The organism is Luteibacter sp. 22Crub2.1 (genome assembly GCF_900167995.1).
GTDB lineage: Bacteria > Pseudomonadota > Gammaproteobacteria > Xanthomonadales > Rhodanobacteraceae > Luteibacter > Luteibacter mycovicinus.
The window spans coordinates 75969-102388 of sequence record NZ_FUYT01000009.1 but is presented as its reverse complement, the minus strand read 5'-3'; the positions used below and the strand labels follow the sequence as shown (position 1 = coordinate 102388).

The 26420-nt window shown below is 65.3% G+C and carries 24 protein-coding genes; 8 read left to right on the top strand and 16 right to left on the bottom strand.

Going from position 1 to position 26420, the window contains the following annotated elements; all coding sequences use genetic code 11:
• Window positions 1-363 precede the first annotated feature (363 nt).
• Window positions 364-822 (bottom strand): PA2169 family four-helix-bundle protein, encoded by a 459-nt coding sequence (locus B5X73_RS11175; protein ID WP_036115995.1) that lies wholly within the window; start codon window positions 820-822, stop codon window positions 364-366.
• 173 nt (window positions 823-995) lie between these two features.
• On the opposite strand from B5X73_RS11175, the gene B5X73_RS11170 reads away from it, so the two are divergent.
• Window positions 996-1808, top strand: a complete 813-nt coding sequence (locus B5X73_RS11170; RefSeq protein WP_079521742.1) for an SDR family NAD(P)-dependent oxidoreductase — start codon at window positions 996-998, stop codon at window positions 1806-1808.
• 117 nt (window positions 1809-1925) lie between these two features.
• Entirely contained in the window at window positions 1926-4262 is a 2337-nt protein-coding gene (locus B5X73_RS11165; RefSeq protein ID WP_079521741.1) for a S9 family peptidase, read from the top strand.
• Between the two features lie 90 nt (window positions 4263-4352).
• Here B5X73_RS11165 and msrB read toward each other — a convergent pair whose 3' ends face one another.
• From msrB to B5X73_RS11145, 4 genes are all read right to left on the bottom strand, one after another.
• Entirely contained in the window at window positions 4353-4943 is a 591-nt protein-coding gene (gene msrB / locus B5X73_RS11160; protein WP_079521740.1) for a peptide-methionine (R)-S-oxide reductase MsrB, read from the bottom strand.
• 78 nt (window positions 4944-5021) lie between these two features.
• Window positions 5022-5369 carry a glycine zipper 2TM domain-containing protein gene (locus tag B5X73_RS11155; protein WP_079521739.1) on the bottom strand — a complete coding sequence of 116 codons (348 nt, stop codon included), beginning with the start codon at window positions 5367-5369 and terminating at the stop codon, window positions 5022-5024.
• On the bottom strand, window positions 5366-6295 hold the full coding sequence (locus B5X73_RS11150) for a YihY/virulence factor BrkB family protein (protein ID WP_303048759.1): 930 nt from the start codon (window positions 6293-6295) through the stop codon (window positions 5366-5368). The genes B5X73_RS11155 and B5X73_RS11150 overlap by 4 nt, the downstream gene beginning before the upstream one ends.
• Window positions 6296-6448: 153 nt before the next feature.
• On the bottom strand, window positions 6449-7159 hold the full coding sequence (locus tag B5X73_RS11145) for an HAD family hydrolase (RefSeq protein ID WP_079521737.1): 711 nt from the start codon (window positions 7157-7159) through the stop codon (window positions 6449-6451).
• Window positions 7160-7270: 111 nt separating this feature from the next.
• On the opposite strand from B5X73_RS11145, the gene B5X73_RS11140 reads away from it, so the two are divergent.
• Window positions 7271-7462, top strand: coding sequence for a CPXCG motif-containing cysteine-rich protein (locus B5X73_RS11140; RefSeq protein WP_036115984.1), 192 nt, complete (start codon window positions 7271-7273; stop codon window positions 7460-7462).
• A 97-nt stretch (window positions 7463-7559) separates the two neighbouring features.
• On the opposite strand, the gene B5X73_RS11135 is transcribed toward B5X73_RS11140, so the two are convergent.
• The 9 genes from B5X73_RS11135 to B5X73_RS11095 all read right to left on the bottom strand — a co-directional run bounded on the left by B5X73_RS11135 (window position 7560) and on the right by B5X73_RS11095 (window position 19165).
• Entirely contained in the window at window positions 7560-8870 is a 1311-nt protein-coding gene (locus B5X73_RS11135) for a carbohydrate porin (protein WP_079521736.1), read from the bottom strand.
• A gap of 115 nt (window positions 8871-8985) precedes the next feature.
• Window positions 8986-10509 carry a CoA-acylating methylmalonate-semialdehyde dehydrogenase gene (locus tag B5X73_RS11130; protein WP_079521735.1) on the bottom strand — a complete coding sequence of 508 codons (1524 nt, stop codon included), beginning with the start codon at window positions 10507-10509 and terminating at the stop codon, window positions 8986-8988.
• Window positions 10510-10536: 27 nt separating this feature from the next.
• The gene (gene iolB / locus B5X73_RS11125) at window positions 10537-11334 is read right to left on the bottom strand and encodes a 5-deoxy-glucuronate isomerase (protein WP_043692272.1); all 798 of its coding nucleotides are present in this window, start codon (window positions 11332-11334) and stop codon (window positions 10537-10539) included.
• Window positions 11331-12239, bottom strand: coding sequence for a myo-inosose-2 dehydratase (gene iolE / locus B5X73_RS11120; protein WP_079521734.1), 909 nt, complete (start codon window positions 12237-12239; stop codon window positions 11331-11333). Before iolE ends, iolB begins: the two co-directional genes overlap by 4 nt.
• Window positions 12236-14161: a 3D-(3,5/4)-trihydroxycyclohexane-1,2-dione acylhydrolase (decyclizing) gene (gene iolD / locus B5X73_RS11115; RefSeq protein ID WP_036115975.1), complete on the bottom strand. Its 1926-nt coding sequence runs from the start codon at window positions 14159-14161 to the stop codon at window positions 12236-12238. The genes iolE and iolD overlap by 4 nt, the downstream gene beginning before the upstream one ends.
• Window positions 14158-16128, bottom strand: a complete 1971-nt coding sequence (gene iolC / locus B5X73_RS11110; protein WP_079521733.1) for a bifunctional 5-dehydro-2-deoxygluconokinase/5-dehydro-2-deoxyphosphogluconate aldolase — start codon at window positions 16126-16128, stop codon at window positions 14158-14160. Before iolC ends, iolD begins: the two co-directional genes overlap by 4 nt.
• Before the next feature lie 15 nt (window positions 16129-16143).
• Window positions 16144-16932 carry an ATP-binding cassette domain-containing protein gene (locus B5X73_RS11105; RefSeq protein ID WP_036115970.1) on the bottom strand — a complete coding sequence of 263 codons (789 nt, stop codon included), beginning with the start codon at window positions 16930-16932 and terminating at the stop codon, window positions 16144-16146.
• A gap of 11 nt (window positions 16933-16943) precedes the next feature.
• Window positions 16944-18104, bottom strand: coding sequence for an ABC transporter permease (locus tag B5X73_RS11100; protein WP_079521732.1), 1161 nt, complete (start codon window positions 18102-18104; stop codon window positions 16944-16946).
• A 17-nt stretch (window positions 18105-18121) separates the two neighbouring features.
• Entirely contained in the window at window positions 18122-19165 is a 1044-nt protein-coding gene (locus B5X73_RS11095) for a sugar ABC transporter substrate-binding protein (protein WP_051943979.1), read from the bottom strand.
• A 202-nt stretch (window positions 19166-19367) separates the two neighbouring features.
• Here B5X73_RS11095 and B5X73_RS11090 point away from each other — a divergent pair, with 202 nt between their 5' ends.
• The 5 genes from B5X73_RS11090 to B5X73_RS11070 all read left to right on the top strand — a co-directional run bounded on the left by B5X73_RS11090 (window position 19368) and on the right by B5X73_RS11070 (window position 23983).
• Entirely contained in the window at window positions 19368-20234 is an 867-nt protein-coding gene (locus tag B5X73_RS11090; protein ID WP_036118388.1) for a MurR/RpiR family transcriptional regulator, read from the top strand.
• The gene (iolG, locus tag B5X73_RS11085; protein ID WP_079521731.1) at window positions 20227-21219 is read left to right on the top strand and encodes an inositol 2-dehydrogenase; all 993 of its coding nucleotides are present in this window, start codon (window positions 20227-20229) and stop codon (window positions 21217-21219) included. The genes B5X73_RS11090 and iolG overlap by 8 nt, the downstream gene beginning before the upstream one ends.
• A 2-nt stretch (window positions 21220-21221) precedes the next feature.
• Window positions 21222-22235: a Gfo/Idh/MocA family oxidoreductase gene (locus tag B5X73_RS11080; RefSeq protein WP_079521730.1), complete on the top strand. Its 1014-nt coding sequence runs from the start codon at window positions 21222-21224 to the stop codon at window positions 22233-22235.
• A 92-nt stretch (window positions 22236-22327) separates the two neighbouring features.
• On the top strand, window positions 22328-23560 hold the full coding sequence (locus B5X73_RS11075) for an MFS transporter (protein WP_079521729.1): 1233 nt from the start codon (window positions 22328-22330) through the stop codon (window positions 23558-23560).
• A gap of 30 nt (window positions 23561-23590) precedes the next feature.
• On the top strand, window positions 23591-23983 hold the full coding sequence (locus tag B5X73_RS11070; protein ID WP_036115958.1) for a hypothetical protein: 393 nt from the start codon (window positions 23591-23593) through the stop codon (window positions 23981-23983).
• A 59-nt stretch (window positions 23984-24042) separates the two neighbouring features.
• Here B5X73_RS11070 and B5X73_RS11065 read toward each other — a convergent pair whose 3' ends face one another.
• Both B5X73_RS11065 and cls read right to left on the bottom strand, forming a co-directional pair.
• Window positions 24043-24804 (bottom strand): carboxylesterase family protein, encoded by a 762-nt coding sequence (locus tag B5X73_RS11065; RefSeq protein WP_079521728.1) that lies wholly within the window; start codon window positions 24802-24804, stop codon window positions 24043-24045.
• Between the two features lie 152 nt (window positions 24805-24956).
• Entirely contained in the window at window positions 24957-26378 is a 1422-nt protein-coding gene (gene cls / locus B5X73_RS11060) for a cardiolipin synthase (RefSeq protein WP_079521727.1), read from the bottom strand.
• Between the last annotated feature and the right edge of the window lie 42 nt (window positions 26379-26420).

Sequence of the window (26420 nt, the reverse complement as noted above, 5' to 3'; positions counted from 1 at the left end):
GAATGGCAGCCGACGACTCCCTCGCAGCGCGACAGTAATTTGCTGGGCGAGCAGAGCGGGTGGAGCAGAGCGCTGCAGAGTGGGCGATCTGGCATCACCTGCAAATCTCGTGAAGTCGTCAATGCATCGCGCTGCAACACGAGGTCCTCTGGTTTTCGCTTGTGGCTTTGCATTGACGAATCCTCATGAGTGGGAGGACCCCGTCGGCTGTCGTGCTCAGAGCGATTCCGCACGTAGGCGAAGGCCGAAGGAGGACTTAGCGAAGAGCAGGGCAGCCGACGGCGCCCCTGCCTCGACGGCTTCGCTCCCAAAAAAAAGGGCGAAGCCAAAGCTCCGCCCTTCATCATTCAAGCTTAAGCGAAATCAATTCGTGCCATGCAGCGCGTGCTTCAGATCGCGCATCTGGTCATGGCCGCTCTTCACCGAGACATAAGCCTCGTTGATCAGCGAACGCGTGCCCGCCGTGATTTCGGTGTCCTTCAGGGCGTCTTCGTACTTCGCCTTGATGTGGTCTTCGCCACGCTCGACTTCGTCGACGATCGCCGTGTCGTCCTTCGAGCTCATCTTGGCGCGCAGTTCGACGAACATGCGATGCGCCTTGGCCAGCACGGTGCCGTCGTCTTCCGGCGTGCCGCCGAGCGAACGGACCTGCTGCTGCAGACGCTGCGTCACCTGACGGCGCTCGGAGGCGCGGGCCTGGAAGGTCGCGGCGTAGCGCGTATTCTCGGCATCCTTCGCGGCTTCGCCGTAGCCCTCGGCGCTGTCGATGGTGGTTTCGATGAGGTTGTTGAGAACCTTGATATCGTGGTCGGTGCTGGTCATCGTCTGGGCTCCTTGGGGTGACTCGGGTCGAGTCGTTTCGGGAGCACAAGCTTCGCGTTCCGGGGGTGCACGGAGTCGTGAAAGTCGCGTCGCATGCATCAACACACGTGGGCTCCGTTCATCTAAGCCTGGCGCATACTTCAGCGCTGTCGTGCATCAAGGAAATACTTTCCATGGCATCCAAACGTCGCGCGCTGGTCACCGGCGCTTCCGCCGGCATCGGTGAAGCCTTTGCCCGCGAACTCGCGAAACGCGGACACGATCTGGTCCTGACGGCGCGTCGTGCCGACCGGCTGGAAAAACTCGCCACCGAGCTGCGTGACAGCTACGGCGTCGAGGCGATCGTCGCGCCGCTCGACCTCGCGCGGACGGACGGCCCCGAGGCACTGGTCGCCGCGCTCGACGCGCAAGGCCTCACGATCGACGTGCTGATCAACAACGCGGGCTATGGCGTCACCGGCTATTTCGAAGAACAACCCTGGACCGCGCATGCCGCCTTTATCCAGGTGCTGATGACCGCACCCACGGAGCTTGCCTGGCGCCTGCTGCCGGGCATGAAAGCGCGTGGCTATGGCCGGATCGTCAATGTCGCCTCGCTGGCCGGTCATGTGCCCGGGTCGGCGGGGCATACCCTTTATGCGGCCTCCAAGGCCTACATGATCAAGTTCTCCCAGTCGCTGGCGCTGGAGGGCAAGGGCACCGGCGTGCACGCCACGGCCGTCTGTCCCGGCTTCACGTATTCGGAGTTCCACGACGTCACCGGTTCCCGCGAGCTGGTGTCGAAAATGCCGTCGTATCTGTGGATGGATGCGGCGACCGTGGCCCGCCAGGGGCTGGATGCCGTTGACTCGGGCACGGCGGTTTACGTGAATGGCTGGGTCAATCGCGTCATCAAGGCCCTTTTCAAACTGCTGCCCGACGGCGTGGCCCTCGCCATGGTGGAGCGGCAGGGCAGGCGCTTCCGGGCCGGTCCCCGCGGCCACTGAGGGTCCGCGGCGGCCCGGGCCCATGACCTATGGCATACGCCGGGCGCCCCGGCGGCGGCTAGCCTCGTCCGGTTCGCGGCGCGCCCTGCGCCGTTGTCGCTGTCATGGGGACCCCACATGTCGACCAAACGCAACGCGGCGCTTTCCGGCGCCGTCCTCCTCGGACTGATCGGGGCTTCCGCCTCGGCCCAGACCGTTACCACGGACGATTACAAGCGCGCCGATTCCTTCCTCGGCAACGCGGCCACCCTGGTGGACCACTCGGTCCAGCGCGTCACCTGGATCGATGACGGCCACTTCTGGTATCGCGACCACGACAAGGACGGCGATCAGTTCATCACGGTGGATGCGGCCACGGGTCAGGCATCACGCGCGTTCGATCGCGACAAGGTGGCGGCGGCGCTGAGCACCAGCACCGGCAAGAAGGTCGATGCGGGCAAGCTCCCGGTCAGCGCCTTCACGGTGCGCCCGGACGACGGCCTCGACATTACCTCGCGCGGCAAGAACTACAGCTGCGACAAGGCCATCGGCAAGTGCGAGCTGGCGGCGGTCAGGAAAGACGCCAGCGGCAAGGCCTACGGCGAAGAGCCGGGCCTGAAGTCGCCGGACGGCAAGTCCGAAGCCTTCATCCGCGACTGGAACCTGTGGACGCGCGACCTGGCCAGCGGTGCCGAAACCCAGCTGACCACCGACGGGATCAAGGACTTCGGTTACGCCACCGACAATGCCGGCTGGAAGCACACCGACGAGGCGATCCTCGTCTGGTCGCCGGACTCGAAGAAAATCGCCACGTTCCAGCAGGACCAGCGCAAAACGGGTGAGATGACCCTGGTCAGCACCAATGTCGGACATCCGAAGGTCGATACCTGGAAATACCCGCTGCCGGGCGACAAGGACGTGACCATGATCGAGCGCGTCGTGATCGACGTGCCGACGAAGAAGGTCGTCCGTTTCAAAATGCCCGCCGATCAGCATCGCTCGACCCTGTGCGACGACGTGTCGTGCAGCCCGGGCGTGTGGGACGACGTGCGCTGGTCCGCCGACAGCAGGAGCATCGCGTTTGTCTCCACCTCGCGCGACCACGCGCATGAGTGGTTCCGCGTCGCCAACCCGGAGACCGGCGACGTGCGCACGGTGTTCGAGGAAAAGGCCAAGACGTATTACGAAAGCGGCAACGGCATGGCCAACTGGCAGTACGTGCCCGAGACCGACCAGGTGATCTGGTTCTCCGAGCGGAGCAACTGGGGTCACCTCTACATGTACAGCCTGAAGACGGGCAAGCTCGAGTCGCAGATCACGAAGGGCGACTGGAACGTCACCGAAGTGCTGCGCATCGATCCGAAAACGAAGACGATCTGGTTCCGTGGCGTCGGCCGCGAGAAGGGCGTCGATCCGTACTACCAGCAGTTCTACAAGGTGGGCTTCGACGGTAAGGGCCTGACCCTGCTGACGCCGGAAAACGCCGATCACAGCGTCTCGCTGTCGAAGGACGGCACGTACTTCTTCGACTCGTATTCGACGATCGACACGCCGCCGGTAGCGGTGGTGCGTCGTGCCGACACGGGTGCCACGGTGAAGGAAGTGGCACGCGCGGACATCTCGCGTCTCAAGGCGATCGGCTGGGTGCCACCGACCGCGTTCACGGTGAAGGCGCGTGACGGCAAGACCGATCTCTACGGCCAGATGTTCAAGCCATCGAAGTTCGATCCGTCGAAGAAATATCCGCTGATCGTCTACATCTACCCGGGTCCGCAGACCGGATCGGTGCGCACGCGCAGCTTCGCTCCCGCACACGGCGATAACCAGGCGCTGGCTGAACTGGGCTTTGTCGTGGTGGCCGTCGATGGCATGGGTACGCCGTGGCGCTCGAAGGCCTTCCACGACGCTTATTTCCAGAACATCGGCGACAACACGCTGCCGGATCAGGTGCTGGCGGTAAAGCAGCTGGTGCAGAAGTACTCGTGGCTGGACGGTGACCGCGTGGGCATCTGGGGTCATTCCGGCGGCGGAAACGCCACGGCGACCGCGATGTTCCGCTATGGCGACGTGTTCAAGGTCGGTATCTCGGAGTCGGGCAATCACGACAACCGCAACTACGAAGACGACTGGGCCGAGAAGTGGCAGGGTCTTCTGGTTACCGATAAGGACGGCAAGAGCAACTACGACGACCAGGCCAACCAGAAGTGGGTCTCGGGTCTGAAGGGTCACCTGATGATCGCGCACGGTACGTTCGACGATAACGTCCCGCCGTACGAGTCGCTGCTGGTGGTCGATGCGCTGATCAAGGCGAACAAGGATTTCGACCTCGTCATGATCCCGAACGCGCATCACGGTTACGGCGATGCGACGACGTACATGACACGTCGCCGCTGGGACTACTTCGTGCGTTACCTCAAGGGGGAAACGCCGCCGAAGGAATTCCAGCTGACACCGATGCCGCCTCGGGGTGGCTGATTAAAAAGTGGGCCGCCGAAAGGCGGCCCACTTCGTTGTATCCGCCAGAAGGCCGGCTTCCACCAAAACCGGTATGCCTGACGTACGCACTCAGGCAGTCATGGCAGCGAACCGCATCGCCCCGGCATTCATGCAGTACCGCAGCCCCGTCGGATCCGGGCCATCGTCGAACACGTGGCCCAGGTGGGCATCGCACCGCGCGCACTTCACTTCGATCCGCTCCTCGATAAGGCTGCGGTCGGTTTTCTGAACGATGTTCCGCTTCGAAATCGGCTGCCAGAAACTCGGCCAGCCCGTGCCGGACTCGAACTTCGTCGCCGAGTCGTAGAGCGCCGTGTCGCAGCCGATGCAACGGTAGATGCCGTCGTCATGCCGGTCCCAGTTCTCACCGGTGTAGGCCGGCTCGGTACCTTCGTGTCGGGTGATGTAGTACGACTTGCTGCTGAGCTTCGCTTTCCACTGGTCGTCGGTGAGCACCACGCGTGCCTCGACCTTTGCTCCCAGCGGCTTCTTGTCGGCGGCGAATTCATCGATCGTCACGGTGCCACCGGGGGACGGCGGGGCGTCGGCGGCCATCGCCGGGCGCGTGGCGCGGAAGAGGAAGGGCAGGGACGCGGATGCCGCGACGGTGGCGGCGAAGACGCCCAGGAAGCGGCGGCGGGCAGGATCGGCGTTGCGCATGGAGCCTCCGGAAAGCAGGGAGGGCGCTCGGTGGCGCCCTCCCTATAAGACCGGCCCTCGCGGGTCTGGCTTACACGATCAGTCGTTGACCCAATGGCATTCGCGGTGGGTCTCGTACTGGGCGTTCTTGTTCTGGTGGTTCTTCTGAACCTGATTGCCGACGTAGCCGCCGGCGACGGCGCCACCGACGGTCGCAAGGGTCTTGCCCTTGCCGCCACCGACCTGATGGCCGAGCAGGCCGCCAGCTACGGCGCCAACGCCGGTGCCGATCAGGCGATTGTCATCCTTGGACTGGATCTCCTTGGTCTGGACGTCGCGGCAGACCTGATGCTGGCTGCGGCGCGTCTGGGCATCGGCCGGCGGGGCGGAAACGACGGCGCCGGTAGCGACGGCGAACAGGGCGGCGGCGAGTAAATGGGTCTTCATGATCTGTCCTCTCTCTGGGGCTGCGACAGGGATACCTCCGGCCTCGTGATGGGGGGGTCAATCCCGCCCTCCGGAGCCGTTCTGGTCGACATCGCGTATGGCCGCGGTTTAATCGGTGTGCCCCGCGCCTCCGCGACCGCCTCGGTCAGTTCGGCCCCGAGCAACAGGATCAGCGCCGAGTAATAGACCCAGACGAGCAACACGACGACACTACCGGCGGGGCCGTACGGGCCGCCTACGTTGCTGCGCTCGAGGTAGATACCGATGGCGAATTTGCCGACGACGAAGAGCAGGGCGGTCAGGCTGGCGCCGATGACCGCGTCGCGCCACTCGATGATCGCGTCCGGCAGCACCTTGTAGATGGCGCCGAAGATGACGACGAAGACGGCCAGCGAGATCGCCGTCTCCAGCACATGCCACCCCGTGGTGCCGCCACGGACGAAGACCGCGATCATCGCGCTGGCCGAGAATGAGATCACCAGCAGGAAGGCGAGCGACAGCAGGAGGCCAAGCGCGTGCAGCCGGGCCCGCAACCACGTCAGAATCGCATGCGAGGCTTTGCCGGGGCGCGGCTGCAGGCTCCAGACCCGGTTGAGCGCGCCCTGCAACTGGGCGAATACGGCGGAAGCGCCGATCAGCGTGACGCCAAGGCCGATCACCCCCGCCATGCTGCCGACATTGGGCTTCTGCTTGGCGTTCTCGATGACGAGCTTCACGGCATCCGAGGCGCGGGAGCCCACCAGACCGGTCAGGCTGTCGATCAGCTGCGCCTGCCACTCGGGGCGCAGTGAGGCGACCACCCAGAGCAACAGCACGAGCAGCGGCGCGAAGGACAACGCGGAGTAGAAGGCGAGGGCGGCGGCCCGCGTCATCAGCTCATCGTCACTGAACCCCTTTATGGTGGTTCGGACCACCCGCCATCCCATCTTCAACCTCGAATCCACGTGCCTGCCTCCCGTTTGTTTCATCGGGCAGCTTCGCGGCAACCACGCGAAATTGGCGTGGAATGTGGGGGTGCTGTGGGCGATGGGGGGTGCGACGTCACCGCTTCGTTGGCTTTTCGCGCGCGGGGCGCGCTCCTACGGCGCGCGGGTGTGCATGGTGGCAATGGCTGCGGGGATGGCTTCAGCGCCGGCGACCTCGATCACCCGGTCGCCCATGGCGAAATCGGCCACCAGCTCGTGGGCCCAGGTGCTGTGATACGGCATGTAGACGCCCCAGCCGCCCAGTGCGACTACCGGGGCGATGTCGGATTTCAGCGAGTTGCCGACCATGGCGAAGCGGTCCGGCGTGAGGCCGAAGTCCCGGAACAGGCGCGTATAGGTTGCCGTGTCCTTCTCCGAGACGATCTCGATCCGGTGGAAGACGTCGGCCAGCCCGCAGCGCGCCACCTTGGCCTCCTGGTGGAAAAGGTCGCCCTTGGTGATCAGCACCACGCGATGGTGGGCGGCCACGGCCTCCACGGCCTCACGGATACCCGGCAGCAGATCGACAGGATGGCTCAGCACGTCCTTGGCCAGCCGCACGATACGGTGGATATCCCGCGCCTCGATCCGGCCATCGGTCAGCTCGATGGCCGACTCGATCATCGAGAGGGCCATGCCCTTGGCGCCGTAGCCGAACAGCGCGATGTTGCCGCGCTCGGTGGCCAGGAGCGACGCGCGCAGGCCATCGGCCGTCAGATCCACGTAACGGCCCAGGATGCCTTCGAAGGCCGCCTGTGCGTCGTCGTAGAACTCCTGGCTGCGCCAGAGCGTGTCGTCGCCGTCGAAGCCGACCAGATCGATCATGACTACAGATCCTGTGGGAGCGCGCCTTGCGCGCGATAACCGTAAAGCGGAACCTACAAGGTTGGCGCGAAAGCGGTTCGCGCGCAAGGCGCGCTCCTACAGGGTCCCTATATGTACGAATTCACCGATATTGCCTGTCCCTATTGCGGGGAAACCATTGAGATCGCCGTCGATACGTCGGGCGGCAGCCAGACGTATATCGAGGATTGCCAGGTGTGCTGCCGGCCGATCGTGATGCGGCTGGTGGTCGACGAGGGGGATGACACTTTCGACCTGACCGCTTCGGCGGAAAACGATGGGTGAGGTCGTTCCGGTAGGAGCCAACCCTGCTGGCGATAGCCCGGATACGAAAAGGCCCGGGTTTCCCCAGGCCTTTTCAATCAACCACCGATGAGATCGCTTAGAACGCGACCGACATCTTCAGGCCGAGGATGAACGCGTCATCGTTCTGCTTGCTGCCGCCCGGATCCTTGATGTACTGCAGGTTGGGACGCAGTGCGATCGAGGGAATCGGCGAGTAGCTGTAGAACACTTCGGCGACCTTCTCGTAACCGTCGTTGACGACGGTGTCGGAGCCGGTGATCGAGTTGATCAGACGCTGGTTCTTGGCAGCGTAGCCGCTGGCGTGCGAACCACCGATGGCCGCGCCGATGAAGTCGTTCGGGCGATCGAAGATGCCCTTGTACTCCATGCCGAGCGAGATCTGGTTGTTCGTCGCCGAGGTGGCGTGGTCGGCCGAAGCGATGTTCAGGAACACCGTGGTGCCCTTGCCGCCGGCTTCGCCGTTGACCTGCTGCTGGAAGGTGATCCACGCGCCCTTGCGGGAGTCGTGCTGCAGCGCGCGGCCACCGAACTCGGCGAGCGGCTGATGATCGGTGTTGAGGTACAGGTCGTCACCCTTGGAGGTGTTGTACCAGACGCCGGCGCGGTACGAACCCGGCAGGCCGTTGACCGACGGCTTCCAGCCGAATTCCAGAGGAATCAGCGCGCCGGTGGTGCCGCTCGGGAAGTTCGGCTTCAGACCGTTGTGCGACGCGTAGGAGTCGTCGACATATTTCGGGTTGACCTGATACGCGGCGATCTGCACGAAGGTTTCCTTCGTGGTGTCGAACTTGATGACCGTCGCCCACTGGCTGGTCGGCCAGTTGACCCAGTAATCGCCGACGATGTTACCCGGCTGCGCGCCGCAGAACGTCAGGTTCTGGAAGTCGCACGAGAACTGGTTGATGTCTTCACCGACCGGCAGACGGCCGATCTTCCAGGTCAGGCGGTCGTCGAAGAACTTCTGCACCAGCGAGAAGACCGTCAGGTGCCAGGTCTGGCCACGACCGTAGACTTCCTGGATCAGCTGGTTGTTGCCGATGTTGGCGTCGGCACCGATGTTGCGACCGTTACGGTCGGTAACGACGATGTTGAACGCGGCGCCGTTCCAGCCCCAGAGTTTCTGCAGATCGAACGAAGCGCCCAGCTTCCACTGGTCGGTATAGCGCGTGATGTTCTTGGTGCCGCCGGAGTAGTTGTGCGCGGCTTCGCCACCGTACCCGAGGTCGAACTTGACGCCGGCGTCTTCGAGACGCGTGCGCTCACCGTTCCAGTCGCCGAACAGATATTTGCTGGTCGAGAGGTCGTCGGCATGCGCCGCCGTAGCGCCCAGACCGAGGCATGCGAGAAGCACGCCCGCGATGGGACCCTTTGCGAGTTTGTTGAGCATGTACCCTTCTCCCTGAAAAAATTATGCTTTTACGTTTATGGCTTTTGATTATCTTGGTTGCAATGCACAATGCTCCCCGCGCATTCAACCGCCGCATAATAATGTTTTTGTCAGACTAATGTGTGGGCATCGCGAATTCGGCTCCCGCGCTTTCATCGTGGTTCAGCCAACGCTGTGTAACGGCTTTCTGCCTGGTGTAGAACCGTACCGACTCGGGGCCATGCGCGTGATGATCGCCCATGAGGCTCTTTTTCCAGCCCCCGAAGCTGTGAAACGCCATCGGTACGGGGATCGGTACATTAATTCCGATCATGCCGACCTGAACGCGATGGGCAAATTCGCGTGCCACCTGTCCATCGCGCGTGAAAATCGCCGTTCCGTTTCCGAATTCGTGATCGTCGACCAGTTTCAGCGCACTGGCGAAATCCGGCACGCGAACCACGCATAGCACCGGCCCGAAAATTTCTTCCTTATAAATACGCATGGCCGGCGTCACGCGGTCGAACAGCGTGCCACCGACGAAGAAACCCTGTTCGCAGCCTGCCACCTGATAGCCACGGCCGTCGACCACGAGCTCCGCACCGGCGGCTTCGCCGTCGTCGATGTAGCTGGTGATGCGATCGCGATGCACGCCGGTCACGACAGGCCCCATCTCGATGCTCTCGTCCAGGCCGTTGCCGATGCGCAGGGCCTTCACGCGAGGGGCGAGCTTCGCCACCAGTGCGTCGGCGGTCGCTTCGCCGACAGCGACGGCGACCGAGATCGCCATGCAGCGCTCACCGGCGGCACCGTAGCCGGCACCCATCAAGGCGTCGGCGGTTTTTTCCAGATCCGCGTCGGGCATGACGATCATGTGGTTCTTGGCGCCACCCAGAGCCTGCACGCGCTTGCCCTTCGCCGAGCCTTGCGCGTAGATGTATTCGGCGATCGGCGTCGAGCCGACGAAGCTGACCGCGCGAACCAGCGGGTGATCGAGCAACGCGTCCACGGCGGTCTTGTCGCCATGGACGACATTGAACACGCCGTCGGGAAGGCCTGCCTCCTTGAGCAGCCTGGCCAGCTCGACGCCGAGCGACGGATCGCGCTCGGAGGGCTTCAGCACGAAGGTATTGCCGCAGGCGATGGCCATGGGGAACATCCACATGGGCACCATCGCGGGGAAGTTGAACGGCGTGATGCCCGCGCAGACGCCCAGTGCCTGGCGCATGGTCCAGGCGTCGATGCCATTGGCGATCTGCTCGGTGTACTCGCCCTTGAGCAATTCGGGAATGCCGCAGGCGTATTCGACGACCTCGAGACCGCGCACGATCTCGCCCTTCGCGTCGGACAGCACCTTGCCGTGCTCCGCGACGATCACGCGCGCCAGGCGATCCATGTCGCGCTCGATCAGGTCCTTGAAGCGGAACATCACGCGCGCGCGCTTGAGTGGCGGCGTTTCCGACCAGGCGGGGAACGCGGCGTGCGCCGCGCGCACCGCGACGTCGACATCGTCGACGGAGGCGAGCTCGACCTCGGCGGCGGGCACGCCGCGCGCGGGGTCGTACACCGGGGCGGTGCCCGCGGGCGAACCACTGTACGGCTTGCCGGCGATGAAGTGGCCGATGCGGGGGAGGGACTGGGTGGACGGCTGGGCGGACATACTCTGTTTACTCCGATGGCGGCGCGGTCAGCGCGCGATCATCCATTCGTGGGCGGGATCGTTGCGGAAATGCCATTCACGGCGCGGACCGGCCATGACGTTGAGGTAGTAGCCGCGGTAACCGTGCGGCATCACCACGGGGTGGTAGCCACGCGGCACCATCACCACATCGTGGTTGCCGACGGCCATCGACTCGTCGATGTCGCGCTCGTCGGTGTAGACGCGCTGAAACGCGAAGCCTTGCGGCGGATCGACACGGTGGTAGTAGGTTTCCTCCAGCACGCTTTCTTCAGGCAGTGCGTCCGTGTCGTGCTTGTGCGGCGGATAGCTCGACGAGTGACCGGCGGGCGTCAGCACCTCGACCACGAGCAGCGACTCGGCGTCTTCGGTTTCCGGAAGAATGTCGCAGACGTAGCGGGTGTTCGCGCCCGTACCGCGCGCCGAACGCTTCATCGACGATGGCTCGATCAGGCGCGCGGCGAACTTGCCGGTGGCCGGTGCGGAAGCGAGTGCCAGCTCGGCATCGGTCCGCGCGGTGATCGTGTACACGGATGACGGCGGTGCATACACGGCATGCGGCGAGCGATCGTCGAAGACGCTGTCGCGGCCACCGAGGTCTTCCCACGCGTGGCCGGCCACCGCGATATCGACGCGCCCGACGAGCACCACGAGACACCCCTCGCGGTCGGCGGGCAGCGCGATCTCGACGGTTGAGCCCGCTTCGATACGCCTCGCCTCGAAACCCACGTGATGCCAGCGGGCGGTTTCCGGCGTGACTTTGACGATGGCTTCGCCGGTGGGCATCGCCTTGACGAGCAGACTCATGCGACCTCCCCGATCATCTCGCGGTCGAGCAACGAGCGAAGCGTGTCGTAACCCTTCTTCGCGTAACGGTAGCTGGGCGCCACCGTCGGATCCTGCTCCGCCTCGACCACAAGCCAGCCCCGGTAACCGTGGGTTTTCAGGCGATCGATGATGGCTGCGAAGTCGATCACGCCATCGCCCGGCACGGTGAACGCGCCGTTGAGCACGGATTCCAGGAACGTCCAGTGACGATTGCGCGCCAGACGCACCACGCCGGGGCGCACGTCCTTGCAGTGAACATGGCAGATGCGGGCGATATGGCGGTCGAGCACGGCCACCGGATCGCCACCGCCGAAATACGTGTGGCCGCTGTCGAATAGCAGGCCGACTTCATCGCCGGTATGCGCCATCAGCTGGTCGACATCATCCGGGGATTCGACGTAGGCGCCCATGTGATGGTGATAGGCCAGGCGAACGCCATGGGACAGCGTGAATTTCGCGAACTCGGTGATGTTCTCGCCATACCGCTTCCAGTCGTCGGCGGTGCGGAAGCGGGGCCGCTTGTACAGCGGCACCGGCTCACCCTGGATGGCATGAGCGACTTCACCGTACACCATGACCTGGCAGCCGTTCTCGGCCAGGAGGCGCAGATGCTTCTCGACGGCAACGATTTCTTCTTTCGCGGAGCGCTCGGCGACACGCCCGGAGTACCAGCCGGACACCACGTCGAGTCCGTAGCCGGCCATCAGGTCACGCAGCTCGACGGGATCCCTGGGAAATTTATTGCCCAGCTCGAAGCCTTCGTAACCGATCGCCTTGCCTTCGGTCAGAGCGGTCGACAAGGGGATCTCGCCGCCGAGCGAGGGAAGGTCGTCGTTGCTCCACGAAATCGGGTTGATGCCGATACGGATGGGATCGTTCTTCATACGGGCGTGTTCCTGGCCTTGCGGCCCACGATGGCGGATTCGTAGCCGCTGCGCGCCTCGCGCACGGCCTCCCGCGTGGAAACTTCGGGGATCGCCACGTCCCACCATACGCCGCCCTCGTCGGTCGTACGCGTGTGGTCGGTGTCGATGCTGATCAGGTAGGTGCGGTCGGCGGCGCGGGCCCGCTCCATGGCGGCTTCGAGGCCGGCGATATCGGCGACATGTTCCGCGATGGCGCCCAGCGAGCGGGCGTGGGCGGCGAAATCGACCGTCGGCGCACCGTGCTTTCCCTGGACGCAGTTGTCGAACATGTTGTTGAACGGCGCGCCGCCGGTGGCCTGCTGCAGGCGGTTGATGCAGCCGTAGCCGCGATTGTCCAGCAGCACGATGATGAGCTTGGCGTCCAGCATCACCGAGGTGGCGATCTCCGAGTTCATCATCAGGTAGCTGCCGTCGCCGACCATGACGATGACTTCGCGATCCGGCCTGGCCATCTTGACGCCAAGACCGCCGGCGATCTCGTAGCCCATGCACGAGAACCCGTATTCCATGTGGTAGCCGCCGGGCGTCTCCGTGCGCCACAGTTTCTCGAGCTCGGCGGGCAGCGTCCCGGCGGCGCAGACGACGATGTCGCTACGTGCGGAAAGCGGCGACGAACGCTGCACCGCGCCGATCACTTCGCCGTCGTAGGGCAGACGGCCTTCCGGTGGCTGGCGCGCATCGGTGATGCGGGAAACGATGTCGACCCACTCACGCGCGACGTCCCGGGCGCGCAGCGTCCACGCTTCGGGAGCGGCCCAGTCCTCCAGGCCGAAGCTGAGGTCGTCGAGCACGCGCGCCGCGTCGCCGATCACCTCCAGGCCGTTGCCCTTGAGCGCGTCGAAGGTGTTGACGTTGACCGAGAGGATCGGCACATGAGCGAACAGGGCGTTGGAGCCGGTGGTGAAGTCCTGCAGTCGCGTACCCACGGCGATGATCAGGTCCGCCTCGCGGAGCAGGGCATTCGCGGCGGTGGACCCGCAGACGCCCGCGGGGCCGAGATGCAGGGGATGATTCCAGGGCAGGGCGCCCTTGCCCGCCTGCGTTTCACAGATGGGCACACCGTGCTTATCGGCGAAGGCGAGCAGTTCCGGCGTGGCTTTCGCGTACAACGCGCCGCCGCCAGCGACGATGACCGGGCGCTCGGCCGCCTCGATGGCGTCCAGCGCGTGCATCAGCTCATCGTCGGTCGGCTGCGGGGCGCGGAACACGATCTCGCGCGGTTCGAAGAAGGCAAGCGGCCAGTCATATGCCTCGGCCTGGACGTCCTGAGGTAACGCCAGCGTCACCGGGCCGCACAGCGCGGCGTCGGTCAGCGCACGGATCGCGCGGGGCAGGGCCGTCAGCAGTTGCTCCGGACGCATGATGCGATCGAAGTAGCGGGAGACGGGACGAAAACAATCGTTGACCGACACCGTACCGTCCGAGAAGTCCTCGAGCTGCTGCAGCACGGGATCCGGCGCACGCGATACGAAAATGTCGCCCGGCAGCAGAAGCACCGGCAGACGATTCACATGGGCCAGCGCCGCCGCGGTCACCAGATTGGTCGCGCCCGGGCCGATCGATGTCGTCACCGCCATCATGCGTCGACGCATATGCGTTTTGGCATACGCGATCGCGGCATGCGCCATGGCCTGCTCATTATGCGCACGGTACGTCGGCAGTTCATCGCGGATGCCATACAGCGCTTCGCCCAGTCCCGCCACGTTGCCATGCCCGAAGATGGCGAACACGCCGCCGAACAACGGCGCCGACTCATCGCTGTCCGCATCGCGCCCGTGCAACGCCGCGAGATACCGTACGAGTGCCTGCGCCGTCGTGAGCCGCACGGTCGCACCGGCGGTGGTGGGAGCCAGCCCGGTTGACGATTCCAGCCTGTTCATGCCGCCGCACCTTCAGTGACTCGCTCCTGCGGCACCCGCCGTCCCTCGCGCCACAACGCGATCATCCGTTCGAACGCCGCGCGCGCCTGGCTCACCAGCGCCTCATCGTCGATCGTCCCGGACAGCCACGCTTTGGCCGGCTCACTGAACAGCGTGCGCCCCACGGCGAAGCCGCGGCAGGTCACGCTCTCCAGCGCGTCGGCGAATCCGGCGGCCAGCTGTTCCACCGGCGCATTCAGGCCCAGCAGCAAGACGCCGCGGCAGTGCGGATCGCGTTCGGCGATCAGGGCGTCGATCGCCGCCCACGCCCCCCGCTGCGGCGGGCAAAGCTTCCACCAGTCCGGACGGATGCCGAGGTTGTAGATACGCTTCATGGAGCGCAGCACCAGCTCGTCGCGCTGCGAAGGGTCCTTGCAGCCCGGAGGAATGATTTCCAGGAGCAACTCATGGCCACTGATCTTCGCCGCGTCGTAGAGCGAGCGGATCTGCGTTTCCTGCTCCACGCGATCCATTGGCGTGGCATCCGGATCGAAGGCGACCAGGCACTTGATGACGTGCTCCGCCGGCCACGAGATCAGCTGACTGCCGATGGACCGGCCACGCTCGAGTTCCAGCGGGTTGGACCCCGGCACTTCCACGGGGCGGCCGATCCACCAGCCACGCCCGGTCGCGGCGTTCAACGCATCCTGACCGTAGCGGTCGTCGGCGAGCAGGCCGATGTGTCCGTGCAGTTGTCCGGCGCGCTCGGTCGCCGCCACCGCCTCGACCAGCAGCTCTTTCAGCCGTGGCAGGCGTGCTTCGTCACCGCCGGCGGCACGCGTCAGCTCGAAGAAGGGCGTGCGATGGTCGAAAGCGAATACATACAGCTCGTTCCACGCCTTGCGCGGTACGGCCGTGCGATGCAGATGCGAGAGCTCGGCATCCAGGTCCGGGCGACGGATGCCACCGTCGCGCGACAGGAAGGCATCGAGTTCAGCGCGACCGGGCATCGCCGGCGCGCAGGCGTGGCGCGACACCACGATGGCGCCGCAGGCGTTGGCGTAGGCGCACGAGCGCTCGATGGATTCACCATCCAGCCACCCGGTAAGGAAGCCGGAGAGGAAGGCATCGCCGGCGCCGAGCACGTTGAGGACCTCCACCCGCGAGCCCTTGTACGTCGGCGCGTCGTCGATGTCCGAAGGGATGACCCCCTCGATGACGCTGCAGCCGACGGCACCGCGCTTCACGACCAGCGTCGCGGCACTGATGCCGCGCACCGCGCGGAGTGCCGAGAGCAGGTCCTCGCTGCCACCGGCGATATGGAACTCTTCCTCGGTGCCGACGATGAGGTCGAACCCGGGCAGGCTGGCCTGCAGATGAGCGGTGACATGCTCGGCGGCGACGAACCGGCGCTCGCCTTCGCCGCGTCCTGTCAGACCCCAGAGCACCGGCCGGTAGTCGATATCGAGCACCGTGCGCACATCGTGCTTGCGCGCCAGTTCGATCGCGCGGGTGGCGGCGGCATGCACGCCCGGTTGCGACAGGTGTGTGCCGGTGATGGCCAGCGCACGGCAGCGCGCGATGAATGGCTCGTCGATATCGTCCGGCGTCAGCGCCATGTCCGCGCAGTTCTCGCGATAGAACAGCAGCGGGAACGTCTCGCGATCCTTGATGCCGAGAATCGCCAACGCGGTAAGCCGCTCGTGATCGGTCTTCACCTGGCTGATGTCGCAGCCTTCGGCTTCCAGTGTCTCGGTGAGGAAGCGCCCCATATGATCGTCGCCGACGCGGGCGAGCATCGCCGAGCGCAGGCCTAGCCGAGCCGTGCCGAAAGCGACGTTGGCCGACGACCCGCCCAGATACTTGGCGAAGCTGGTGACGTCCTCGAGGCGCGCGCCGATCTGCTGGGCGTAGAGATCCACCGCGAGCCGGCCGAGGCAGGCGACATCGATGGGGCGGGAGGGGGAGCGGGGAAGGAGACTACGCATGGGGGTTATCCGTGTTCAGGCCGCGCGGCCTTCCAGTTCGTCGACCAGGCTCTGGATCTCGGTACCGCCGGCCATCATGTCGAGCACCGCTTCCTTCGTTACGTCGGTTTTGGCGAAGGTGCCCATGGACTGGCCGCGGTTGAGCAGCGTGAAGCTGTCCGCGATGGGGTAGGCGTGGTGCACGTTATGGGTGATGAAGATCACCGAGATGCCGCGCTCGCGGGCTTTGTGGATGAGCTTGAGCACGTTGCACGACTGTTTGACGCCCAGCGCCGCCGTGGGCTCGTCGAGGATCAGCACCTTCGCACCGAAGTGGATGGCGCGGGCGATGGCGAGACACTGCCGTTCGCCGCCGGACATCGTGCCGACCGGCTGGCCGGCATCGCGCACGCGGATGCCCATCTCCGCGAGTTTGTCGCGTGCGGTTTCGTTGGCGTACTGCATGTCGATGACCGGAATCACGCCGAACATCTTCTTGCGCGGCTCACGTCCGGCGAAGAAATTGCGCGCCACGCTCATCAGCGGAACGAGAGCCAGGTCCTGGTAGACCGTGGCGATGCCGTCGTCGAGCGCCTCGCGCGGCGAGTTGTACCTCACCGCCTTGCCTTCGACGCGATATTCGCCACTGCTGGGCTGGTGCACGCCGGCGAGCGTCTTGATCAGGGTGGATTTGCCGGCACCGTTGTCGCCGAGCAGGCAATGCACCTCGCCGCGTTTCAGGCGAAGGGTCACGCCCTGCAGCGCGATGACGGTACCGAAGAACTTGCTGACGTCGTCGAGTTCGAGAATGTAATCGTCGGCCATGGTGGCGCTCCTCACTTCGTGCTCGCAGCGCGGCTGCGGATGTAGTGGTTGAACAGCACCGCCAGCAGCAACATGCCGCCAAGGAACACGCGGTACCAGTCCGAATCGATGTTGGTATACGAGATGCCGATCTGCACGACACCGAAGATCAGCGCGCCGAAGCAGGCGCCGATCACCGAGCCGAAGCCGCCGGTGAGCAAGGTGCCGCCGATGACGACCGCGATGATGGCTTCGAACTCTTTCTGCAGGCCGCGATCGGCCGCGGCGGAGCCCACGTCGGCCACCTGCAGCACGCCGAACAGGCAGGCGCAGAACGCGGTGAGCACGAACAGGGAGATCTTCACGCGACGCACCGGCACACCGACGTTCTTGGCGGCGTTGGAGTCGCCTCCGACGGTGTAGATCCAGTTGCCGAAGCGCGTGCGGGCCAGGACGAAACCCGCTGCGACACCCATGACGAGCCACCACACCAGCACCTTGGGAATGCCGCCGACGACCGGGTCGCCGCTGGGCAGCTTCTCGATCAGGTTCATGCCGGCCAGACCGGTGAACAACCAGTGCAGGGTGGTGCCCGAGAACAGCGCGTTGATGACCGGGTCTTCGGCGAACTTGTCGCCCACGCCGCTGACGATGGTGCTGTTGGCGAAGCCGGTCGACAGCACCAGGGTCAGGCCGCGGAGGATGAACATGAAAGCGAGGGTGACGATGAAGGACGGCAGCTTCGTGCGGACCACGAGGTAGCCGTTGAGAGCGCCTAGCGCCATGCATCCGGCGAAGGCGAACAGTACCGACGCCCACAGTGGCCAGCCCATGTACATGGGTGGGATGGCGACGAGAACGCCGGCGAAGCCGATCATCGAACCCATCGACAGATCGAATTCGCCGGCGATCATCAGCAGGCAGGCACCCACGGCCAGGATGCCGAGGTAGCCCGCCACCTGGGCCCAGTTGATCACGCCATCGAGCGCGAACATGCCCGATCCGCCGGCGAAGATGCCGAAGAAGACGAAGACGAGCACGGTACCCGCGATCGAGCCCAGTTCGGGCCGGTCGAGCAGGATGCGCCACGGCGAGATCCGCCGTACGCGTTCGTCCGTGGAGGTCGGTGCTTCCGGCGTTGTCGCGCGGTTTTCCTGGATCATGTTGGAAACGCTCTCATTGATGGCGCTCATGGTTCACTCCCCGACGGTCAGCGGTACTGGCCGGCGTACTTCTCGACGGTGGACACGTTGTCCTTCGTGACGAAGGCAGGGCCTGAACTGACGCCCGTGGCGGTGTAGACGGGCTTGAGGTCGTACTGCTTCAGGCGGGCCTGGAACTTCGGGTTGGCCTTCAGCGCCTCGATGATCTTGGCCGGGTCCTTCGTGTTCTGGTCGTGCGCGATGACCAGCGCGGCGATGCCCATATAGCCCTGCAGGTAGGGCTGCTGGTCGATCGCGTACTGGATCGTGCCGGACTTGATGCCGTTGATGATGGCGGGCGACAGGTCGAACGTGCCGAAGTCGATCTTGCCGGCCAGGTGCATGTCGTTGACGACCTTGATGGTCGGCTCCGCCGCGTTGGGGCCGAGGGCGAGGATCGCCTGGGTCTTCGGGTTGCTGCGCAGGTAGGCACTGACCTTGCTGGCGACCACGGTCGGGTCCATGCCGCTGTCGATCATCGAGGTCTTGCGCCAGTCCTTCACGCCGATGGCCTCGGCAAAGCCCTGACAACGCTGGAACGAGGCATTGTTGGTGGCGTAATGGTTGACGCAGACGAAGCTGGTGATGCCCTTGGCCTTGGCCCGTTCGCCAGCGGCTTTGCCCGCGTCGTATTCGCCCTGGCCCACGTGCATGATGGCGCCCAGCTTCTTGCTCTCGTCCGGGGTGCCCGAGTTGATCGTGACGATGGGAATGCCCTTCGCGGAGACTTTGGCCGCCGGTGCCTTCAGCACGGCGAAGCTGGCGATATCGAAGGAGACGCCCTTGTAGTTGCGGGCGGCGGCGGACTCGAGCTGGCGGGCCATTTCGGCGAGGTCGCCATTGCCCGAGCCGCGGTAGTCGACCTCGACGCCGAAATCCTCACCCGCCTGCTTGATGGAGTTCTTGATGGTGTTCCACCACGAATCCGAGTCGGCGGCGTGGGTGACGAGAACATACCGGTCGCCGGGCGCCGCCTGGGAAGCGGGGGCGGCGAGGCCGAGACCGAGGGCAAGAGCTGCCGCCAACGAGGCGTGGATCAGTTTGGAACGCATATGGCCTCCACAGATGACCGCCGTGCGGTCGGGTGATGGATATCGAACTGCGACGACGGCCGGGCGGCCGCTGTTTTTGCCGAAAGCGGACCGAGCATGGACCTGCTTTTCCACGGTTGCAATTTGCATTGCAGCAAAAAAATAAATGGAAAATCTGTTCCATATCGTGGTTGAATGCCGCCGGTCCCCCGTGGAGCGCCTGATGGCCAAACGCAGCGAAGCCGATGCCCTCATGCAGCGCATCGCCGATGAATTCGAAGCCCTGCCGCGACAGCTGCAGGGTGTCGCCCGTTACCTTGAGGAACATCGCAGTTCCATCATGGTCCAGCGCGTCGGTGAGATCGCCGAAGGCTGTGGCGTGCACGCCTCGGCGGTCGTCCGTTTCGCCCAGCGCTTCGGCTACTCGGGCTTCACCGAGATGCAGGCGGTGTTCCGCAACGCGTTCACGGCCCAGACGGCGCCGCAGCGCAGCTACAAGCAGCGCATTCGCAGCGTCATCAAGGGCGGCACGGGCAGCATGCCGGCGGCGGAGATCGCCTCGCGCTTCATCGATGCCAGCCGCGCCGGTCTCGACGAACTCGCCGCCGGGATCGACGAGGTGCGTTTTCAGAAAGCGGTGGACATGCTCGCCGCCGCGGAAAATATCTACGTGATCGGCGTGCGCCGCTCGTTCGCGATCGCCACATACATTGCCTACGCACTTCAGCACACGCAGAAGCGCGTGCACCTGGTCAACGGGCTGGGTGGCATGTTCCGCGAGCAGTTGCGCAGCATCGGAAAGGGTGATGCACTGATCGCGATCAGCTTTCCACCGTTCGGCAAGGAAACCCTCTACGCCATGCGCGTGGCGCAACAGCACAAGGCCGGCGTGCTCGGCATCACCGAGAGCGATCTCGGTCCGCTGGCGCGTCACTCGGATGTTCTGCTCAAGGTGAAGGAGGGCAGCGCATTCGCCTTCCGCGGTCTCACCAGCACCATGTGCCTGTGCCAGGCGCTGTTCGTCGCGCTGGCCTACAAGCTCGAACTGACTGTCGAAGAAACACTTCCCCGAGGAGAGTACGATGATTGAAGTTGCCGTTTTCGGTGCCGGTCGCATCGGCAAGATCCACGCGGGCAACGTTGCCCGCCATCCCGAAGCGCGCCTGCGCTATGTGGTCGACGTGCAAGCGCCCTCCGCTCAGGAACTCGCCGACAAACACGGTGCGAAGGTCGCCAGCGTCGATGAAGCGCTGAACGATCCGGCGGTCGGTGCCGTGGTCATCGGCTCCAGCACGGACACGCACTCGGACCTGATTCATCGCGCGGCCGCCGCGGGCAAGGCGATCTTCTGCGAGAAGCCGGTGGACCTCGACGTGGAGCGTGCGCGTTCGTGCCAGGCCGCCGTCGAGAAAGCGGGCGTCACCTGCATGATCGCGTTCCAGCGCCGCTTCGATCCCACGTTTGCGTCGCTGAAGAAGCGCCTCGATGCCGGTGAAGTGGGTACGCCGGAACTGCTGATCGTCACCAGCCGCGATCCGGGCGCGCCGCCGGTCAGCTACATCAAGAGCTCCGGTGGCATCTTCAAGGACATGCTGATCCACGATTTCGACATCTTCCGCTGGATCCTGGCCGACGAGGCCGTGAGCGTGCACGCGATGGGCAGCTGTCTGACCGACCCGGCGATCGAGGAAGCCGGCGATATCGACACCACCGCCGTCACCATCCGGACGAAGAGCGGCAAGCTCTGCCAGATCAACACGTCGCGCCGCGCCGCGTACGGCTACGATCAGCGTTTCGAAGTGCTCGGCAGCAAAGGCATGTTGCAGGCGGGCAATGTCGCGCCCACCCAGGTCGTCTCGCATACGTCGACCAGCATCGCGCACGACCTGCCGGAGCACTTTTTCCTCGAGCGCTATCGCGAAGCCTACGCCGCCGAGATTGCGCACTTCTTCGACGCGCTGGCCGCGGGCACGCCCGTTCGTACCACCATTGCCGATGGCATCAAGTCGCTGGAACTGGCGGAAGCCGCCGCGCGCTCATGGCGCGAAGGCAAGGTCGTCGAGGTGAGCATCTGACGATGGCCAACCTCCGTATCGGTCTGGCCGGCCTCGGTCGCCTGGGTCAGCGCTATGCAGAAAACCTCGCGCGCGCCGTGCCTCGCGCCGAGCTCGCGGCGGTGTGCAGCCCGGTCGAGGCGGAGCGCGCGTGGGCGCGTGACACGCTGGGCGTCGGGACCATCCACACCTCGTATGAGGAGATGTTGGCCGACCCTTCGCTGGACGCCGTCTTCCTCGTCACGCCCACCTCGCTGCACGCAACGCAGATCGAGCAGGCGCTGGACGCCGGCAAGCACGTGTTCTGCGAGAAGCCGCTGTCCCTTGAACTGGAAGACTGCCGCCGGGCCGCCGCCCACGCGGCGAAGGCCGGTAAGCGGGCGATGGTCGGCTTCGTCCGCCGCTTCGACGAAAGCTACCGCCACGCCTTCATGCACATCGAAGGCGGCGGCATCGGTCGACCGTTCCTGGTGTACTCGCAGACGACGGATCTCGCCGATCCAAGCGGCGCCTTCCTGAAGTTCGCCCCGACCAGCGGCGGCATCTTTCTGGATTGCAGCGTGCACGATGTCGATCTGGCTCGCTGGCTGCTGGGCCGGCCGAAGGCGACCAAGGTCTATTCGACCGGTACGGTGGCGATGTATCCGCCGCTGGAGGACATCGGCGACGTGGACAACGGCATCGCCATCGTCGAGTTCGAAGGCGGCCGGATGGCCATGTTCTATGCGTCGCGTACGCAGGCCCATGGGCATGACACGCACACCGACGTGACGGGGACGGCCGGACGGGTCAGCGTCGGGCGTAACCCGCGGGCGGACCGGGTGGAGATTGCGGATGCCAATGGCGTGCGCAATACCGTGGTCCCGTCGTTCTATGAGCGTTTCGCGCCGGCGTTCGTGACTCAGGCGAAGCACTTCGTCGATGCGGTGCTCGACGACACGCCGTTCGACCTGACGATGGACGACGCGGTAGAGGCGACACGGATCGCCGTCGCGTTGCGTGAGTCGCTGCAAAGCGGGCAGCCGGTCCTCCTGTGACCGGCGACCGCCGGCCGCGGGCGTGACCATGAAAAACGCTTCACCCGGCGCCGTGCCGCAGTGCAGCATCAAGGCGCTATAATCGGCCCATCATGTCTCTCCCATCCCTGGTTCCCCAACGCGGGCGGCGTTTCGCCGTGACGGCGCGGATTCTTTCCGCCGTCGTCTTCACCTTCATCTGCTACCTCTGCATCGGCATTCCGCTGGCCGTGCTGCCGGGTTTTGCACACCTGACGCTGGGGTACTCCACGGTTCTCGCCGGTCTGGCGGTCAGCGCGCAGTACCTTGCGACGCTGCTGAGCCGGCCGCATGCGGGACGGATGGCGGATGCGATGGGGCCGAAGCGCACGGTGCTTGCCGGTCTGGCGGTGCTTGCCCTTGCGGGCCTGTTCCTCGCTCTGGCCGCGCTGGTGCCGAAGATTCCCGCGTTGTCGCTGGTGCTGATCCTGCTCAGTCGTCTGGGCCTGGGGTTCGCCGAAAGCTGGGTCGGCACGGGCTCCATCACCTGGGGTATCGGCGGCATCGGCGGCGAGCACACTGCGCGCGTGATCTCGTGGAACGGCATCGCTACCTACGGCGGGATCGCCCTGGGCGCGCCGCTTGGCGTGATCCTGGCCCGTGACTATGGCTTCATCGCGCTGGGCGTCATCTCCTTCGCGCTCGGTCTGGTGGCTCTCCCCATCGCCCTGGCCAAGGCGGCGGTGGCACCCAGCCACGGCGAGCGCCTGCCTTTCCGGAGCGTGCTCTCGCGGGTCATGCCTTATGGCGCCGGTCTGGCGCTGGGGTCGATCGGCTTCGGCTCGCTGTCGACCTTCGTGGCGCTTTACTACGCCAGCCGGGGCTGGGAGGGCGCCGCGGTGTCGCTGTCGGTCTTCGGCAGCTGCTTCATCGGCGTGCGCCTGGTGTTCGGCAATGCGGTGGATCGCTTCGGCGGCTACCGCGTTGCGATGGTCTCGCTGGCGGTGGAGGCGCTGGGCCTGATGGTGCTGTGGCTGGGCGTGACCCCGCACGCGGCCATGATCGGTGCGGCATTGACCGGCTCGGGCTTCGCCCTGCTGTTCCCGGCGCTGGGTGTGGAGGCGGTCAGCCGCGTCAGCACGCACAACCGGGGCGCGGCGCTCGGTGCGTATTCCGTCTTCCTCGACGTCGCCCTGGGCCTGACCGGTCCGGTCGGTGGATGGGTCGCAGGCATCTACGATTACCCGGCGATCTTCCTGCTGGCGGGTTTTGCCTCGATCGCGGCGGTGATCCTCTCAGCCTCGCTCTATCTGCGTTTTGGCCGCGATGGGAACGCACGCGGGAAACCGGCCGACGCAAGGGCATAATGAGGGCCTGACCCCTCACGAGTTCCTTCCATGCCCTACGATCGCAGCTGGACCGGCTTCGGCATCATCGGTGCCCTCGAAACCGGCGGTATCGCGCTGCTGGTCGGCTTCATCCTCTATGCGCTGGTCCGGGCGTTCGGCAAGAGCAACGGCTGGAGCCATGGCAAGGACCTCAGCGTCGCGTTCGCCCTGTCGGTGTTGCTCGCCGCCGGGCAGGACCTGTGGGACCTGTTCTACTTCAACTTCGTCCCCATTCAGTCGCCGACCCTGATCCGCCTGAAGCTGGCCGCGGTGCACGACCCCGACAGCATCGGCCTGCGCGTGTCGTTCGAACTGATGGGGGCGCTGATCGGCGTCTGCCTCGGCTGGGCGATCTTCTCCGGCGGCTTCAAACAGCTGATGCACGGCATGCGCAACAGCTGACCGTCAATGTAGGAGCGCGCCCCGCGCGCGATTCAATCCGGCGACACGCGTGAATGCCGTCAGCGCGCATGCCCAAACATCCAGCTCCACAGATCCGGCGTCGCATACGCCTTCTCCCAGGACCCATGATTCACCCCCGGGAACTCGCTGTACTTCACCTCGGCCTTCCGCGCGAGCAGCGCCGCATTCATCTTGCGCGACTGCTCGGTCGGCACGACGTTGTCGTCGCCACCGTGGAAAATCCACACCGGCAGCTTGCCGATCTTCTGTGCGACCCACGCCGACGGATCGGTGCCCGCCGGTACGCCGTGCACGTAAAGGCGCTGGCCTTCGCCTTCCAGCGGCGTGACGCCGCCACAGATGATCGCCGCCGCGGCGAACGTCCCGGGATGATCCACCGCCAGCTGCCATGAACCGAAGCCGCCCATCGAAAGGCCGGTCAGGTAGAGGTGCTTACGGTCGCCATGGAACTCGCTGATGCTCTTTTCCAGCGCCGCCATCGCCATGTCGGCATCGGCCTTGTCGGTCCAGGCGGTATCGTCCGGGGCCTGGGGCATCACGACCACCGCCGGAAAATCCATGTGCTGTTTCAGCCACGGCGGCAGGCCTTGCGACATCTGCTTCTGGTTGTCGCTGCCGCGCTCGCCGCTGCCATGCAGGAACAGCACGACGGCCGGGTGGGGCTTGATGTCGGCGGGGACGAAGACCTGATAACGGTAGGTCTTGCCGGCGACGTCGACGCTGCGCTCGACGAACTGCGCGGGCGCGGAGGAGGCGCCGACGGCGGTCATGGCGGTGAGGAAGGCGAGGGTGCGGAGCATGGACTGAATCCCGTCGGGTACCAATGTAGGAGCGCGCCCTGTGCGCGACATGTTCTTGCGTTGTCTCTCAAGGCTCTCGCGAAAAGGTGTCGCGCGCAAGGCGCGCTCCTACAGGCGAAGGGACACAAGGCGGTCGGTGGCATGCGTGCCCGTTAGAGCACCGGATCGAACAGCCGGGCCACATGCAAGGCCACCCGGCGCAGGTACGACAGGCGCCGGTAGTCATTGGCGTTGACCTCGTCGGACTTCGCGAAATCCGCTTCCAGCATGGCTTCGACTTCGCCCGCGAACGCCTCATCGACATTCAGCGCCGCAATCTCGAAGTTCAGCCGGAAACTGCGGTTATCCAGGTTCATGCTGCCCACCACCGCCGTGTCCTCGTCGATCAGCATCACCTTCTGATGGACGAAGCCGGGCTGGTAACGAAACATGCGAATACCGGCGACGATCGCCTCGTGCGCATACAGCGTGCTCGCCATGAACACCGTGCGGTGGTCCGGCCGGCTGGGAATCAGGATGCGCACGTCCACCCCGCGGAACACGGCAAGCCGTAACGCGGCGAATACCGACGGGTCCGGCACGAAGTAAGGCGTGGTGATCCATACGCGCCGCCGCGCCGCATGAATGACCTGGGTGAAGAACAGCGAGCAGCTCTCCTGCCGGTCCGCGGGCCCGGTCGCCACGATCATCGTCGACGCACGGCCGCACCGCTCCGGCGGCGGCAGCGAGGGAGGGCGTTCCCCGGTGACCCAGTACCAGTCTTCGGCGAACACGCGCTGCAGATCGGCCACGGCGGGCCCCTCGATCTGCATATGCGTGTCGCGCCAGGGTGATAGCGGCGGGTTCGCGCCAAGGTACTCGTCACCCGCGTTGAGCCCGCCGACGAAACCACGCTCGCCATCGACCACGAGCACCTTGCGGTGATTGCGGAAGTTGAGCTGGAAGCGGTTGCGCCAGCGTCGCGTGGCGAAGCGACGGACCTCGACACCGCCCGAGCGCAGCGATTCCACATAGCGGTCGGGCAGGGCATGGCAGCCGATGCCGTCATAAAGCAGGCAGACCTGCACGCCCGCCGCGGCGCGCTCGAGCAACGCATCGCGCAGGCGACGGCCCAGAACGTCGTCGTGAATGATGAAGAACTGCACCAGCACGTAGCGCTCGGCCCGGGCGATGGCGGCGAACATGGCGGTGAAGGCGGCTTCCCCGTCGATATGCAGGGCCAGGGCGTGCCCCCCGTGCATCGCGCTGTTGATCATCCGCCCGATCGCGTCGTAGCGGTCGTCGTGTACCGGGACCGACGGCGCGAGCAGGCCGGTGTGGCCCGGATGCGCGGCTTCTTCGTGCAGCATGAAGAAGCGCGCCTGACGCTGGCGATGCAGGTCGACGTAGCCGCCGAAGTGGCTGGCGCCGAGAAACAGATAAGGCACCAGCGTGACGTAGGGAACGAGGACCAGCCCGAGCACCCACGCGAAGGCGCCCTGCGCCGTGCGGGCGTTCATGACCGCGTGCATGGCGGCGAGCACGCCCGCGGCATGCAGGCATAGCGCGGCGATGGCGATGAGCGTGGCGATCATGCGCCGGGGTCTCCACTTTCCAGTTTGCGACAACAGTGTTTG